This is a genomic window from Sphingobacterium micropteri (assembly GCF_014692515.1).
GTDB classification, from domain to species: Bacteria; Bacteroidota; Bacteroidia; order Sphingobacteriales; family Sphingobacteriaceae; genus Sphingobacterium; species Sphingobacterium micropteri.
The window spans coordinates 170,162-185,823 of sequence record NZ_JACOIK010000003.1 but is presented as its reverse complement, the minus strand read 5'-3'; the positions used below and the strand labels follow the sequence as shown (position 1 = coordinate 185,823).

General features: G+C 40.3%; 12 protein-coding genes and 1 tRNA gene. 3 read left to right on the top strand and 10 right to left on the bottom strand.

The genetic code is table 11. From position 1 onward, the window contains the following. Positions 1 to 5 precede the first annotated feature (5 nt). Together H8B06_RS04995 and H8B06_RS04990 are read right to left on the bottom strand one after the other, a co-directional pair. Positions 6 to 2,159, bottom strand: a complete 2,154-nt coding sequence (locus H8B06_RS04995) for a cation:proton antiporter (protein WP_190993205.1) — start codon at positions 2,157 to 2,159, stop codon at positions 6 to 8. 104 nt (positions 2,160 to 2,263) lie between these two features. Further along, positions 2,264 to 3,478 (bottom strand): ABC transporter permease, encoded by a 1,215-nt coding sequence (locus tag H8B06_RS04990; RefSeq protein ID WP_190993204.1) that lies wholly within the window; start codon positions 3,476 to 3,478, stop codon positions 2,264 to 2,266. A 120-nt stretch (positions 3,479 to 3,598) separates the two neighbouring features. Here H8B06_RS04990 and fmt point away from each other — a divergent pair, with 120 nt between their 5' ends. Continuing rightward, a complete protein-coding gene (gene fmt / locus H8B06_RS04985) occupies positions 3,599 to 4,513 on the top strand; it encodes a methionyl-tRNA formyltransferase (RefSeq protein ID WP_190993203.1) in 915 nt (304 codons plus the stop codon). 5 nt (positions 4,514 to 4,518) lie between these two features. Here the strand turns inward: fmt and H8B06_RS04980 are convergent, their stop codons facing one another. Next, the gene (locus H8B06_RS04980) at positions 4,519 to 4,731 is read right to left on the bottom strand and encodes a helix-turn-helix domain-containing protein (RefSeq protein ID WP_190993202.1); all 213 of its coding nucleotides are present in this window, start codon (positions 4,729 to 4,731) and stop codon (positions 4,519 to 4,521) included. A 347-nt stretch (positions 4,732 to 5,078) separates the two neighbouring features. Here H8B06_RS04980 and H8B06_RS04975 point away from each other — a divergent pair, with 347 nt between their 5' ends. Further along, positions 5,079 to 5,939, top strand: a complete 861-nt coding sequence (locus H8B06_RS04975) for a sigma-70 family RNA polymerase sigma factor (protein WP_130139837.1) — start codon at positions 5,079 to 5,081, stop codon at positions 5,937 to 5,939. Positions 5,940 to 6,003: 64 nt separating this feature from the next. Here H8B06_RS04975 and H8B06_RS04970 read toward each other — a convergent pair whose 3' ends face one another. The 6 genes from H8B06_RS04970 to xerD all read right to left on the bottom strand — a co-directional run bounded on the left by H8B06_RS04970 (position 6,004) and on the right by xerD (position 13,300). Continuing rightward, positions 6,004 to 8,856, bottom strand: a complete 2,853-nt coding sequence (locus H8B06_RS04970; RefSeq protein WP_190993201.1) for a M16 family metallopeptidase — start codon at positions 8,854 to 8,856, stop codon at positions 6,004 to 6,006. A 154-nt stretch (positions 8,857 to 9,010) separates the two neighbouring features. Next, positions 9,011 to 9,082: transfer RNA gene (locus H8B06_RS04965), tRNA-Arg, on the bottom strand. Positions 9,083 to 9,156: 74 nt separating this feature from the next. Beyond that, positions 9,157 to 9,786 (bottom strand): hypothetical protein, encoded by a 630-nt coding sequence (locus H8B06_RS04960; RefSeq protein ID WP_190993200.1) that lies wholly within the window; start codon positions 9,784 to 9,786, stop codon positions 9,157 to 9,159. Positions 9,787 to 9,799: 13 nt separating this feature from the next. Then, positions 9,800 to 11,914 carry a TonB-dependent receptor gene (locus H8B06_RS04955; RefSeq protein WP_190993199.1) on the bottom strand — a complete coding sequence of 705 codons (2,115 nt, stop codon included), beginning with the start codon at positions 11,912 to 11,914 and terminating at the stop codon, positions 9,800 to 9,802. Positions 11,915 to 12,005: 91 nt separating this feature from the next. Beyond that, complete coding sequence (locus H8B06_RS04950) at positions 12,006 to 12,329, bottom strand: hypothetical protein (RefSeq protein ID WP_190993198.1); 324 nt, start codon at positions 12,327 to 12,329, stop codon at positions 12,006 to 12,008. Positions 12,330 to 12,406: 77 nt separating this feature from the next. Further along, a complete protein-coding gene (gene xerD, locus H8B06_RS04945) occupies positions 12,407 to 13,300 on the bottom strand; it encodes a site-specific tyrosine recombinase XerD (RefSeq protein WP_190993197.1) in 894 nt (297 codons plus the stop codon). Positions 13,301 to 13,434: 134 nt separating this feature from the next. Between xerD and nhaA the strand changes: the two genes are divergently transcribed. Then, on the top strand, positions 13,435 to 14,610 hold the full coding sequence (gene nhaA, locus H8B06_RS04940; RefSeq protein ID WP_190993196.1) for a Na+/H+ antiporter NhaA: 1,176 nt from the start codon (positions 13,435 to 13,437) through the stop codon (positions 14,608 to 14,610). 57 nt (positions 14,611 to 14,667) lie between these two features. Here the strand turns inward: nhaA and H8B06_RS04935 are convergent, their stop codons facing one another. Next, complete coding sequence (locus H8B06_RS04935) at positions 14,668 to 15,585, bottom strand: OmpA/MotB family protein (protein ID WP_190993195.1); 918 nt, start codon at positions 15,583 to 15,585, stop codon at positions 14,668 to 14,670. Between the last annotated feature and the right edge of the window lie 77 nt (positions 15,586 to 15,662).

The following is a 15,662-nucleotide window of genomic DNA, read 5'->3' as shown; positions in this document are numbered from 1 at the left end:
TAATCTTATTCTTTGGTGAACATATTCCCTATCTCCCGACTGATTTTTCGGAAGATAGGTGCTGTCTTCACATCTTCGTAATCATCTATATGCTGATTTTCACGACGACTTGGAAAAATCAAAATCAAATTTTGCTTTTTGAAATAGCGTCCTACCCTTTTTGCCAACCCGTCCAACGAATCGCGATAAGAAACGTCGCCATAACGTGCAGACACAAAAACCAATAATGCATCTGCATTGCTAAAGGTTGCCAATCCATAAATATTATTCCAGTCTTCATAATTATCAAAAGAGCACGGAACACTTGTTTCGAGCATTTTCAACACCTCCAAAATCGCCAGTTGTGTGCGCTTGTTACAAACAAATGTGAGTGGCAACGTTAATTCTCCGGCTAATTTTAACATTTTTTCCATCCAATACTCAAACCCTTTCTCTGATTCTGCTAGTGGTGGAACAAAAATGATCATGGATTTATTGGAAAGAAACGGATTATCAAATTTGCACATAAACAGATTCGTATTTGTACGATTTAAGATACTTTCCGTTTTCTCACCTACAATCTTATCAATAAAGGATGTAGCACTTGGCCAACCCAGAATAAGGCAATCTGCTAATATTTCTTTCGACGTACGTCCAATACCACTGGCTATATTGAAATCTATTGTCGACAGTAATTCCACATCTGTTTCTGAACCAGAGGCATACTTTGCCATACTATCCAAATTCTTCCGTGCATTTGCCATATTGCGTTCCGCTTGTTCATTATCTGCCACAACACTTAATATATGCAGCGGGTGGGGAGATTTTTTTGATTTTATCAATGTCGCAAAATCTAAAATCGGCTCCATAGTATCCAAATTTGCTATGGGTAGCAACAACCGTTCTTCATGCTCAGGAACATGTTCAATATGTTCATCATCCTGATGCCCCGCCATCACGATACGACGCGATGCATTCTCCGTCACCAAAGATGCGATGATACAGGTGATAAGGATTAGCACAATCGTACCATTTAATACGTTTTCATCTATAATCTCTCGGTCATATCCGACCATAATAATCGCCAAGGTAGCCGCCGCGTGTGCATTACTCAGTCCGAAGATCAAGTTTCTATCGTTTCTAGCATATTTGGCAAGAAAGCTGGTGGCTGTAGCCGCTAAAAATTTACCGGTAACGGCGACAACCGTCAATGTTCCTGCGATGATAAGTGCCATAGGACCTTTCATTAACACGCTAACATCTACAATCATCCCTACTGAGATTAAAAAGAAAGGAATAAAAATAGCGTTCCCAATGAATTCTATCCGATTCATTAACGCTGAGGAATGTGGTATTAATTTGTTCAATGCTAATCCGGCAACGAACGCACCGATAATAGGTTCTAACCCTGCAATTTCAGCAAGAAAAGCGGCAAAGAAAACCACGGCAAGGACAAAAATATAATGTGCTGTCTTCTCGCTTTCGATCTTCTGAAAGAACCATTTGGCTATCCGCGGAATAACGCCGAACATAATAAAAAGAAAAAGCACAAACGATACACCTAAAGTCACCCAAAAATCTTGATTGATTTCACCTTGCGATGCTCCCACAATGACGGCAAGAATAATCAACACGGCCGTATCGGTTAATATTGTGCCCCCAATGGTGATGGCGACTGCCTCCCGTTTTGAGATACCATAATTATTAACAATCGGATAGGACACCAGCGTATGTGTTGCAAACATACTTGCTATCAATATACTCGGCAAGAGATCATAACCTAACAAGTAGTGGCAAACAGGAAATCCGATGCTAATCGGAATAATGAACGTTAAAAACCCAAACAATAAACTCTTATTTCTAGTTTTCTTAAACTCATTCATATCGAGTTCCAATCCGGCGATAAACATGATATATAAGAGCCCAATCGTCGAGAATAAGTCAATAGCATCTACACCATTTCCTTGTAGCGTATCTTTATCAATCTTTGCCAGCCAGTTCAAACCATGAGGACCTAACAGCACACCAAACAAAATCAATCCGATAATACCCGGCACTTTAATCGGGCGCAAAATAATAGGAGAAATCAGAATAATAGTGAGGATAACGCTAAAAACCAGAACAGGATTCGTGATGGGCGTTGAAAACGCCTCTGATATATGATGTAAGAGTTTATCCATAAAAATAACTATTGTTATACAACAACTAGGAACTGAAAATAAGAAAAGTTCTTTCAATTTCCTAATAGAATAGGCGAAACCTTAAACACATTCCTGTCGGTGAACTATTTAAATTGTATTGTTTTGATGGGTGAAATCCGACTAATAAGCATTGCCGGAATAAATAAGGTAAGTAATCCTATTATCACGATAGCTACATTTAACCCAAGGACTTCATACCAGGCGATATCCATAGGTACATAGTGGATGTAATACGTATAAGGATCTAATGTAAAAAAATGTGTCTGGGTTTGAAAAAAATAGAGCGAAAGAGCAATTAAATTACCGATGAGTAACCCCACACCGATCAGGTACATGGAACCATACAAAAACACTCGTCGAATCCCTCTATTTGGATAACCAAGTGCTTTCAATATTCCGATCATCGAGGAGCGTTCCAAAATACTGATCAACAAGGAGGAGATCATATTGATAACGGCTACGATAACCATCAACACAAAAATGATATTATCATTCATATCAAGCATATTCAGCCAATTAAAAATATCAGGCATTTGTTGCACAATATTGGTTGCTTCCAGTTCGATTGGTAAGATATTATCAATTTCCTGTGTGGTATTTTCCAGTAAATCAAAAGAGGCTATTCTAATTTGATATGCCCCCGCTTCATTCTCCTGCAAATTATTCAACCTTCTAATCAAGTCTAGCGAACCAATAACATACGTTTTGTCCAGCTCTTCCGAATGTGTTGTATAGATACCTCTAATAGTAAAAGGACGCCGACGTATGGGATCCTGTATAAAATACATAATGAACTTATCTCCTACGTCTAAATCCAATCTGTTTGCTAAATATTCAGAGATCAAAAGTTGTGTGTTACCCTCTTCGGAAAAGTTGAGTGTATCCCCTTTTACTATATTTTTTTGTAAATATTGTTGGTTATAACTTTGATCCACCCCTTTCAATAATACGCCCTCCACTTGACCATCAACATTCATGATGCCCGCTTTTGTCGCAAAAGGAGTGATATCCACGACTTGCGGTAAAGCTTCTAAGTTTTTTAAATTTTCGGACGACAGTTGAATAGGCGTGTTTTCGTAGGAAGCACTCAAATCATTTTTCGTGACGACAATATCCCCAAAGAACCCTCTTTGTTTCGCTATAATCTCCCGTTTAAAGCCATTCAAGATAGCCACGGATAAAATAATAGCGGAAATGGCCAGCGCCAATGCGCCAATAGTCACGCGGACAATCAGCTTCGAAAAAGTCCGATGCCCCATGAATGTAATCCGCTTAGCTAAAAAGTAAGGAAAATTCAAGGTGAATATTAATTTTGTAACTTCGCAAAGTTAATAATTTTTGTCACTTGAAGTTGGCTAAAAGACACGATATCATCAAGCGTATTTTTTTAATTTTTTACTTTTATTATATACTATACTATGCGGATTATTTTTATGGGTACCCCCGATTTTGCAGTAGCATCTTTAGAAGCTTTACTACAAGCTGGCGAAGAGGTTGTAGCTGTTGTTACCACACCTGACAAACCAGCGGGTCGCGGCCAGAAAATGCACGAATCAGCTATTAAGAAATATGCTATACAACAGGGATTGCCGGTATTGCAGCCGGAAAAACTAAGAAATCCTGAGTTTATCACAGCATTGCAATCCTATCGAGCAGACCTACAAGTGGTCGTCGCTTTCCGTATGCTACCCGAAGTGGTGTGGAATATGCCTCCTTTAGGTACCATCAATGTCCATGCATCGCTCCTTCCGCAATACCGGGGCGCAGCCCCCATCAACCACGCTATTATCCAAGGCGAAACGCATACCGGGGTGACAACGTTTTTACTACAACATCAAATAGATACTGGAAATATTCTTTTCTCGCAGCAAGTAGAAATTGCTCAAGAAGATACAGCTGGTATATTACATGATAAATTAATGGCCGCAGGAGCCGAAGTATTATTAAAAACAGTGGAAGCCGTAAGAAACAACGATATTCATCCGGTTCCTCAGGCACAGTTAGAAACAACTGTGTTAAAAACCGCTCCAAAGATCTTTAAAGAAGATTGTCAGATTCTATGGGATAGGCCTACAGATAAAGTCTACAACCAAATCAGAGGACTAAGTCCTTATCCTGCAGCATATACGATATTAAACGATAAAGTTCTGAAAATTTTTGAAACAAAAAAAGGGCAATCACTGGGTGAAACACCGGGAACGTATAGCAGCGATGGAAAAACTTTTCTGTCATTTGCAACACAGGATGGTTCGCTTTTAGTTACCTCTCTCCAACTCGAAGGCAAAAAAAGGATGCAAATAGAGGAGTTCTTAAGAGGATATCGTTTAGACTAACAACTTTATCTTTCTTCTTCTATGTACTCCATAATATCCCCTGGTTGGCAATCCAATGCTTTGCAAAGTGCTTCCAGTGTGCTTAATCGAATTGCTTTCGATTTTTGATTTTTGATGATAGAAAGATTTGACAAGGTTATCCCCACGCGATGACTAAGCTCATTCAGGGAGACCTTTTTTTCAGACATAATCCTATCTAAATGAATTTTAATTGGCATAACTTCTCAATTTAAATATGACATATTGTGCCTAAAGGTAACAATTTTATGATCTAATATGTTTTATTGAATTTCAAAATTTTCGTTCTTCGTTAAAATTAAAAACTTCATAACAAATACGTTACGGCATACGTTTTTAGAAAATGAACAAAACAAATCCTACATTCTTACGTTTTACTTAATAACACAAGTGGAATTGGAATAATTTTTGCTGATAAAACAACACCAAAGCCCTTATGTTAACTTCCTCATACAGAGTATTTAATTTACACTTATATGAAGGAACTATGGGTAAAAATCACTATTTTTGCAGACATTTCAAAAGAGAAAGGTATTTATACATTTAAATGAGACAGCTCAAAATTACACAATCCATTACCAATCGCGAATCTCAATCGTTAGATAAATATTTGCACGAGATTGGTAAAGTAGACTTAATTACCGCAGAGGAAGAGGTAATCTTGGCACAACGCATCCGCGAAGGTGATCAGGTTGCTTTGGAGAAATTAACAAAAACTAACCTGCGTTTCGTTGTTTCTGTTGCCAAACAATACCAGAATCAAGGACTCACGTTAGGTGACTTGATTAATGAGGGCAATTTAGGCTTAATTAAGGCAGCAAAACGTTTCGATGAGACAAAAGGGTTTAAATTTATCTCCTATGCCGTATGGTGGATTCGTCAGTCTATCCTGCAAGCTATTGCTGAACAATCGCGTATTGTACGTTTACCGTTGAACCAAGTGGGTTCATTAAGCAAAATCAGCAAAGCTTTTTCCAAATTGGAGCAAGAGTATGAGCGCGAGCCCTCTCCAGAGGAATTAGCTGATATTCTGGAAACTACGGTTGACAAAGTGTCAGACACATTAAGTAACTCCGGAAGACATGTATCTATGGATGCACCATTTGTTCAAGGGGAAGAAAACACGCTTTTGGACGTCTTGGAAAATGCAGACCCAGATACGGATAGCATACTGATTGATGAGTCCCTATCAGAAGAGATCAAACGCTCGTTGTCCACCTTGACAGAGAGAGAACGTGAAATTATCGTCTTATTTTTCGGATTAGGAACCAACCACCAATTATCCTTAGAGGAAATAGGTGAGAAATTCAGCTTGACGAGAGAACGTGTACGTCAAATCAAGGACAAAGCGTTACAGCGCCTTCGCCATACGTCGCGCAGTAAAATTTTAAAATCTTATTTAGGCTAATTGCCTACACATTATGAGCAATGCGCAGCCTAAAAGCTGCGCATTTTTTGTTAATCCTCCCCTGTTACTTCTCATCCGGCAAAAGGACAAATTTAAACAGGTGGTCTTCTTTCAGATACTTGTTGGCGATGTCTTTGACAGATTCTACTGATATCTTGTCCAGATCCTCCAAATAACGGTTAATATAAGTTGGATCTTCCTCTCGCTGGTATGCACCTGAAAGTTGTCCCATCCAGAACTTATTTTCTTTTAAAGAGAGTTCCAATTGACGTCTTTGCTCGATCTTGAATTTTTCTAAATCAGATGCCAAAGGACCATTTTGCTTCACTTTATTAATTTCATCCAATGCGGATGCGATCAAAGACTCATATCGATCTACCCCTGTACCGAATGATACGGTAAAACTATACCTATTTTTTGGATGCTTATTGGTGGATGCTCTTGCTCCGGTTCCATATACCCCGCTTTCTTCTTCCCGCAGACGTTCAATAAGCTTAATACTCAACACACTTTCTAATGCGTTCATATTTAGATTTTCCATCTCGCCGTATAGATAATCCCCATAGTACGTCAACATTACATTTGCCTTTTCTTCCTGACCTTTATGCACTATTTTTTCAAAGCCTTGCTCCGGTTCATAAAGCCCTAAATCCTTTGCTTCTTCCTTGCGGTCCAGCACCGGCAAAGCGGCAAGATAATTCTCCAAATAAGGCTTGATTTCCTCTTCTGTAAACGAACCAACAATCGTAAATACAAAATCCGAAGCATCTGCAAAACGCTCCTTATAAATTGCCAACGCCCGTTCTTTATCAATTTGCTTGATACCGTCCTCTGAAATAGGCATACGGCGGATACTGCCGTTATACAGGTTTTCCAAAATTGATTTCCGAAAAACAAAAGATGGGTCACTCTCTTGGTTGCTGATCATAGACAACGATCTTGTGATGATGCTTTGGAATATATCATCTTCTATACGCGGTTCTGTGAAGTAACCGTAAATCAATTCGAAAGCAGTCTGGAGGCCCTCTTTATCAGCGTAACCTGACACTCCTTCACTACGTTCGCTTATATAGGGACTAATATTGACATTTTTTCCCGTCATATATTTGCGAAGTTCGATCGTATTCAGTTGACCAACACCACTGCTATTCACTAAATTAGCCGCTTGCGCTGCCGAAAAATAATCGCTGTCATCATACAGCGAGGTTCCTCCCGGACTAAAAGCACTAATTAAAATTTCGTCATTTTTAAATGTAGTAGGCTTCAAAATTACCTTTACGCCATTGTCCAGTGTCCATTCCTTGGTTTCTATTGCAACAATATCCTTCACCGCAGCCGTCTTGCCTGCTTGAGGCTCTTTCAATAATAGCGGCAAATCAGATACTTTATCGTCGTAGGCACTGATTTCCTCTCCCGCTACTTCGCCAAACCACATATGCACCTGTTGTTGGTTGGGAAGATTATCCTTTTCCTTATCGGGCGCCATAATAATAACATCTCGATTAGCATCTACATAAAACGTCTTCCCTATCTCTTCCACCTCTTCCAATGTCAACGTAGGTAATAGCTGCTTATATAGTTTATACAAGTCTTCATTGCTTAATGCAGGACTATCTTCCAGATAAAAATTCAAATATCGATTCACATAGCTATCCGATTTCTTCTTGTCACGCTCGATATAAGCTGTTTCATTATTCTTTTGGATACTAACTATGGCCCGTCCAAACTCCGTTTCCGTAAAACCATGTTGTTGCACACGCTCCAGTTCGCGAACCAACGCTTTGAAACCGCCTTCAAACTCGTTCGGCTTCGCCACAAAAAAAGCCGTATAAGCGTCCAGTCCGCCCAAAAACTCATCTATTCCCACGCTAGCCTGTATAAAAGGCGGATGGGCAGATTGTCCCAACTCGGAAAGACGCGCATTTAGCATATTGGCATAAACTGATTTTAAAATGCTTCTTCTAAAGTCGCGGACGGTCTCCACCTTCTCTTCCGGATGCTTTATAGAAATTTGTCCTAAGGTATACGTCATTTCTGGGTCTGTCACCGCTATAAACTGATTTTTGTCCAATAAAGGCACTTTATGCTCCACATGTTCAGATGGATTTTCGGGCGACTTTAAATCGCCAAACAACCGACGAACCTCCGCTTCTATCGCTTCTACATCAATATCACCGACGATAATCAATGCCTGTAAGTCGGGACGGTACCATTTTTCATGAAAATGCCGCAACACTTCGTATGGAAAATTCCGGATAATATCTTCTGTACCGATCGGTAAACGATGTGAATATAGCGAATTGTTTAACATAATAGGCAGGTATTGATCGCGCATACGTTGGCTAGCTCCACGTCCTCCCCGCATTTCCTCCAACACAACGCCTCTTTCCTTATCAATTTCTTCATCCGTCAACAGAGCATCCTGTGCCCAATCCCGTAACACTTGAAGTCCATTTTTCAACAGTTCGGGGTCGTCAGAAGGAATGGGTAATTGATAAACTGTTTTATCAAAGCTGGTGTACGCATTCAAGTCGCTCCCAAAACGTACCCCCGCACGTTGTAGATAGTCCACTAGCTCATTTTTTGGAAAATGCTTCAAACCATTGAAATTCATATGTTCCATAAAATGAGCTAAGCCTAATTCTTCTTCTGTTTCCAAAACAGAACCGACTTTGGTTGCCAAATACATCGTAACACGATCTTTGGGTTCTACATTTTTACGGATGAAATATTGAAATCCGTTTTCCAGTTTACCTGTTTTAACTTCCTGATCAAAAGGCAAAGGTGCCTCCCAAGAAAGCGTATCGAGACCGAGAATATTCCGAGATTCTTCCATCATAATCGTTGGCGAAGCTTGGCTAAGCGGAAACAATCCTGGCAATAAAAATGCAATTGCAATAGGCTTTATTAAATTCATTAGCAATTTAATTTGTTGTTTATAAATAATCGAATATGGTAAACCTACAAAATTTCCATGATTTTCTAAACGAGGATTCACAATATATGGGATATTATCCTTCTGAAAAGAAAACAGCGTTTTCACAAAAAGAAAACGCTGTTGGAAGAAGTAGTGTCCCCGACGAGATTCGAACTCATATCTTCAGAACCGGAATCTGAAATTCTATCCATTGAACTACGGAGACTGCGCTGGCAAAAATACTATTTTTTACCTTACTTTAAAATCGAAATGAAAAATATAAATGCCAACGTATATTTTTTAATGATGATGACCATCTTCGGACACCAAATGAACCGCTACTTTCAGATCTAAATCGTTCGCTCCGGTAAATTGGGTGAAGTTTGTATTGTTCCAATCGGCAGCCGTAATGTTGTCTTTTACACCCGGATTTAAATGGCGCATTACATAACGCAATGTAAAGGTATTCGTTTCTTGTAGAACTGTTAAATAACCTGTAACACCTACGTTTACCCGTTGATTATCCGCATTTCTATCCGCGTAAACGTATTCCAGACTCCCAGCCTCCGCGCCGAGTATAAAAGCTTGATGTATATCGGCACGGCTGACGAATGTCTGTTGCGTTTCGCGGCCGGCAAAATCGGTAGCGAGCAATTCCAGCCGATAGGTTTTCCCAACTTCCAAATGCAAATGCGCATCAACCGGCGGCAGCATATCCTTGCCTTCAAACTTAACTTCTTCTATTTCAGGATCGGTTATATCGTTGTAATGATAGTGATCTCCATGCGCTTCACGTTCTACTTCTGTAAAAGTCAGTGTGGCTGTGCCCACTTCCTCTTGGTCTTCTTCTGGTATAGGATCATCCTTGGAGCATGATGGTGCAAAGAAAAGTATGCTAATGGCTAAAATAAAAATATTAATTTGTTTCATGATTTTGATAATTTTAAAATTGATAAGAAATTTTTACGTTTATATTTCTACCCATTTGGTGGGTGAAATACCGAAATCGATCCATATAATCCTTGTAGGAACGATTGAATAAATTTTCTACCGACAGCATAACCTTCCAAGATGTGCCGGTATCCGTATCTGTTTTGATCTGCTTACTCGCCACGACGTCAAACAAATGGTAAGCGGCTGGTGGTGCAATATAATCCATTCCTTCCGTATATTGGGTTTGCTTCGCTACAAAGCGATGCGCAAACTTGAAATAGCTTTCTGGCTGCGATTGGCCACAATAGACCCAGGAAAGCGCTTGTTGAAAACGTGCTGATGGAATATAGGGCAGATAAGTATCCAACTCCACATTACGCGCACGCACGATGGATGCACTCACGTCATAGTGAACCGTATTTAGAAACGCATAGCGCAATTGCAAATCAGCACCATAAAAAAAAGCGTCGTGCTGTTGATAAGCAAACAGTGGAAAGGTACCTCGAATCGTTTGGCGAACAGCATCCGGGTTGGGCTGTGCATAAATATAATCGTATAGCATCTGCGCATAGATATCGACCGTTGCCTGGAGACGTTCATCACTCCATATAAAAGCATTTATCCATTTTAAGCCTTTTTCACTGCGAAGATCTGGATTTCCCAGCTCATAGGTCGCACTTCCATGGTGTACGCCGTCACTATACAACTCATTAACGGAAGGTGCGCGCCAAGCCAGTCCGATATTACTTTTCCAGCTTAATTTGGGCGAAAAATGATAAAGTGTACCAGCTGTTCCCGACGCATTGTGAAACCGACGAGTGTCCGTTAGAAGATACTGTTCTACTGCTCCATCATCGATAGCATCTCTTCGATAGCGATATCCCGCGATATCCAAATACTTGAAATCATAGCGAGCACCTATCTCCGCGTGCCACCTATCGATGTGAAACTGGTGCACGGCAAATATGCCGGCTGCGTAGCTGTCAAAATTAGGTATAATAGGTGTCGTACCCGTACCTGGCGTATTATTATTGACCTGTATTAAAGACTGTACGCCTACCGAACTATGACCTTCCTTCACCACGATATCCAAACTCTGTGTTGTCAATACCATATCCGCCATGGGAAGATCGTCTGATTCCACCCTTCGCAGATCGTATTCCCGACGATGGTTTCGTTGTAATCCATATTGCATTTCCAATCGACGGTCAGCACGAAGTTGATGTTCCCACGACGCTTTAACCAAATCGTGCGTTACCTTTTGTCGAGGTGCTTCGATTTGATAGCTAAAATCATAAGTTTCAAAAGGACGTCCATGGTCTATACGTGCTTGAATATCTTCAACCGTACCGATATGAGCGCCGCGAAAGATACCCAATTGTGTTCCAAAATGACTAAAATACAATTCCAGTTGATTTTTGTCTTTTTTATATTGCAATGTTCCGGCATAGTTGAATTCATCTACTCCCGTATTACCCAAGAAGTAATCGGCCGTTTTATAATTTCCCAGTTTCTTACCACTTGTTTGCATACGCCAACCTAATCCGGGCAAGGCTTTCACCGCCCCCTCCAAAAGTACATTTATCATTCCCCCACGTCCGTTCGACTGCCCTATCACATCAATATCGCCTTTCCATTCTTTCTCTAAATCAATATCATTTGCCGACACGAGAATAACACCTCCCAACGCATCTGCCCCATATCGAACACCTTGTGCTCCTTTTACGACCTCCAACTGGTCTGCAGTAAAAGGATCGATTTCTGGCGCATGCTCTATACCCCACTGCTGTCCCTCCTGGCGGACTCCATTGTTTAAAATAAGTATCCTGTTGCTATGAAGTCCATTGATAACAGGCTTCACAATGCTGCTCCCCATACCAATCGTAGATACCCCAGAAATATCCGTCAGCGATTCTGCCAACGGTTTCCCTTTGTTTTCTTGCATCTCCTGTGTAGAGAGACGGTGTATACTTTGGGATAGTTCGCCGCGACGCCCAATGACTTCCACATCTTGCAGATGAATGGAGTCCTGTCTTTTCAAAGACGATGAACGTTCTTCTTGCCCCTTACCAGGGGCGGCAAAAAGCCATAGCACCCAACACAGGGCTAAGCATTTGTATTGCATCTATTTAAAAAATTTTTAGATAATGTTATAAGAGCCTGTTTAAAATTCTGATCATACAAATTAACAGGATCTAAATCTGAACGACGTGGGTTTATACGTGCTGCGGGGGGTCTTTGTTGCGTTGTAAACGTTCTATTCCATCCGGAAAAAATAAAGAATTTCTTTCATTAAGTAGATTTATACACGTCTGTACCGCGATATCCGGCAACAAACTATCTACCGCAAAATGATGACTTACTTGATGTAAAACAAACCAACAAAGTGCACATTCATCTGCATCGGGATATTCTTGATGATCCGAAGATGAACAATGGTGATGATGTGTAATATCATGTGTATAATGAAGTCCATTACTTGTTGACAACACAAGTAATGCCATGATCACACCTATAAACCGTCCTATCTTCGCTACCATAAGAAGCCACAAAGATAAGTAAATGCAATCATATTGCAAATTAAAGTTTACTTAGTTGCATTAACATTCGGCGGAGACTAGGACCTTGGGTGGTATTGTGTGATAACAGACTGTAAATAATCTTTATCAATATGTGTATAAATCTCCGTAGTTGTAATGCTTTCATGCCCAAGCATATCCTGTACGGCACGTAAATCCGCCCCCCCCTCTACCAAGTGGGAAGCAAACGAATGCCGAAAAGTATGGGGACTGATCGTTTTCGTCAGGCCTATTTTTTTGGCTAGATCTTTAATAATAAGGAATACCATAACACGCGTTAACTGCCTTCCTCGCCTATTTAGAAATACGGTATCTTCATATCCTGTTTGTATCGGAATATGAGGACGTATTTCTTCCAGATATATTTTCAAATATTTAATAGCCTGCTGTCCGATAGGAATGAGACGCTCCTTATTTCCCTTTCCCTCTACTTTGATAAACTCTACATCTAAGTAAAGATTCGAAATTTTTAATGTCACCAATTCCGAAACACGCAAACCACATCCATACAATACTTCCAAAATGGTTTTATTACGCATGCCTTCTAATGTAGACACGTCAATAGCCGCAATTAGTGCATCTATCTCTTCGACGTTTAGCACACTGGGAATTTTGCGGTTTAACCGAGGGGATTCCAATAGTTCAGTCGGATTATCTTTCCGGTCATATTCAATCTGGAGGAATGCAAAAAAAGTTCGCAACCCGGAAAGAAGTCTGGCTTGTGTAAAAGGCGAAATACTGAAATCATTGATAAAAACGAGAAATTGCTGTATAAAAAGGGTATCTATTTCATCAAGCTCCTTTCGCTTAAAGCTACAATAGGCTTCCAACTTCTGCACATCATTCAAATAAGCAGCTATCGAATGGTTTGCTAGATTACGTTCCAATTGCAAATAGCGCTTGAAATCTTTTTTCACGATATCCCATGTCATATATGAATAAATTGTCTTTTAAAGATCATATGGAATGTCCAGATTATATTCATCGGTGTTTGTGCATGACAAGCATGGACATTTCATATTATCAAAGGTAGTGAAAACAAATAATTTTCAATAACTTCGTCGTCATGGCAAAATCAATCAATCTCAAACCTCTTAAAGATTTTTTAGATTCCAGTACAGGTGGCGGCATCTTATTATTCATATGTCTTATTTTATCATTAATTATTGCAAATAGCCCTTTATCTGAAGCATTTGATAATCTTCTAGGCACCCATCTGGGTTTTGAAACCACCAACATTCACCTCCGATATAGTGTAGCCGACTGGATAAATGATGGGCTCATGGTGATCTTCTTTTTATTGGTCGGTCTAGAGATAAAACGAGAGCTGGTAGAAGGTGAATTAGCTTCTCCCCGTCAGGCTGCATTACCGATATTAGCAGCCATTGGAGGCGCTTTGGTCCCGGCACTCGTCTACACCTTGTTCAACGCAGGAACAGAGACGCATCACGGATGGGGTATTCCGATGGCAACAGATATCGCTTTTGCGCTGGCAGTTATTTCCATGCTTGGCAAACGAGTGCCTGTAAGTCTCAAAGTTTTCTTAGCTGCACTGGCTATTGTAGACGATCTATTAGCTATTCTGGTCATTGCCATTTTCTATTCTACCGAACTTCATTTCACTTATCTCTTATATGCAGCCGCGATCCTCTTGCTGTTAGTTGCTTTCAATCGTTTTGGGGTGAAAAACCTGTGGATTTACCTCTTCTCCGGTATTTTCATATGGTATTTTATCCATCATTCGGGTATCCATGCCACGATTGCGGGGGTTCTCGTAGCCATGACTATCCCAACAAACGATACGGACGTAGAATCTCCACTGGAGAAACTAGAACATGCCATCGCAAAACCAGTCAACTTTATCATCGTTCCTTTGTTTGCCATTGCAAATACCGCTATCACGTTTCAAAGTGAAATGATTGGTGGGTTGACTTCACCTATGGGTCTCGGTATTATGATTGGTCTTTTCGTCGGCAAAACAGTGGGTATCTTTAGTACGTCGTTTCTATGTATAAAATCCGGTCTTGCACAGTTGCCTGATAAAGCAACATGGGCGCATATTGCCGGTGTTGGTATGCTTGGCGGAATTGGTTTCACGATGTCTATTTTTGTCTCATTACTATCTTTCAGTGATCCCCTACATGTAGAAGAAGCAAAGCTGGCGGTTTTGGTAGGTTCACTGCTATCGGGGTTGTGCGGTTACTTCTTTTTGAAAGCATTGAGCAAACGACAGCACGTATAGCAGAAAGGGGCAAGTTTTTCAAACTTGCCCCTTTCTGGTTTAAAAATCTATTTTATTTTAAAATACTGGCGTATTTTCTTGTTGTTCCGGAGTGTCTGCAGGCACTTCAGCCTCCGTGCTTGTTTCCGGCGCTTTATCAATCAACTCCATAAACTGATCCAGTTTCGGCGTAATGATAATTTGTGTGCGTCGGTTTCTTGCTTTTCCATCGGGCGTTGTATTGTCGGCAACAGGATTATATTCCCCACGTCCTCCAGCTGTCAAACGTTTGGGTTCAACACCATATTGGTTCTGTAATGCTTGCACAACAGATGAAGCACGCAATACACTTAAATCCCAATTGTTTCGAATATTCTTCTGCGAAATGGGATCGGTATCTGTATTACCCTCAATCAACACATCATATTCTCTATAATCTTGGATAATCTTCGCGATTTTACTAAGTGTCTCTCCAGCTCTTTCAGAGATCTCGTAACTACCCGACCGATAGAGCATGTTGTCAGATAATGATATATAAACCACCCCTTTTAGCACTTTAACGTCTACATCGCGTAACTCTTCGCGACTCAAAGAACGGGTCAGGTTATTTGTTAACACCAGATTAAGCGAGTCACTTTTGTTTTTGGTATTCACCAAATGCTGGATGTATCTGTTCGATGCATTAATTTCATCAACCAACTTCGAGATATTCACATTTCCCTGCGTATTTTGATTGATACTCATGTCCAACGTTCCCTGCAAACGCTGTAATGCTTCCCGTAAGGAGGCATTGTTTTTACGCTCCATAGCCAATTGCTCCTCTAAATTTTTAACGTTCGTCCGACTTTCTGCCAGTTGCATCTGGCTTTGTTGATAACGTTCGGTCAAATCCTGGTGCTGCATTTGCAATGCGGCATATCTTTTCTTCCCTCCACAACTCGTAAGGAATAAACCAGAAATCAGGATAGCCATGATGATTATTCTTCTATGTATCATAAGTTGACATTTTGTTTTCTAATACCAAACATTACAAAAGTAATGCCTAAAAATTTCTAATCATGTTAGGGAACAAT

Coding starts and splice junctions, on each gene's coding strand:
- xerD (WP_190993197.1), bottom strand. CDS start 13,300: ATGACATGGGATATCGTGAAAAAAGATTTCAAGCGCTATTTGCAATTG.
- nhaA (WP_190993196.1), top strand. CDS start 13,435: ATGGCAAAATCAATCAATCTCAAACCTCTTAAAGATTTTTTAGATTCC.
- H8B06_RS04975 (WP_130139837.1), top strand. CDS start 5,079: ATGAGACAGCTCAAAATTACACAATCCATTACCAATCGCGAATCTCAA.
- H8B06_RS04970 (WP_190993201.1), bottom strand. CDS start 8,856: ATGAATTTAATAAAGCCTATTGCAATTGCATTTTTATTGCCAGGATTG.
- H8B06_RS04960 (WP_190993200.1), bottom strand. CDS start 9,786: ATGAAACAAATTAATATTTTTATTTTAGCCATTAGCATACTTTTCTTT.
- H8B06_RS04955 (WP_190993199.1), bottom strand. CDS start 11,914: ATGCAATACAAATGCTTAGCCCTGTGTTGGGTGCTATGGCTTTTTGCC.
- fmt (WP_190993203.1), top strand. CDS start 3,599: ATGCGGATTATTTTTATGGGTACCCCCGATTTTGCAGTAGCATCTTTA.
- H8B06_RS04980 (WP_190993202.1), bottom strand. CDS start 4,731: ATGCCAATTAAAATTCATTTAGATAGGATTATGTCTGAAAAAAAGGTC.
- H8B06_RS04950 (WP_190993198.1), bottom strand. CDS start 12,329: ATGGTAGCGAAGATAGGACGGTTTATAGGTGTGATCATGGCATTACTT.
- H8B06_RS04995 (WP_190993205.1), bottom strand. CDS start 2,159: ATGGATAAACTCTTACATCATATATCAGAGGCGTTTTCAACGCCCATC.
- H8B06_RS04935 (WP_190993195.1), bottom strand. CDS start 15,585: ATGATACATAGAAGAATAATCATCATGGCTATCCTGATTTCTGGTTTA.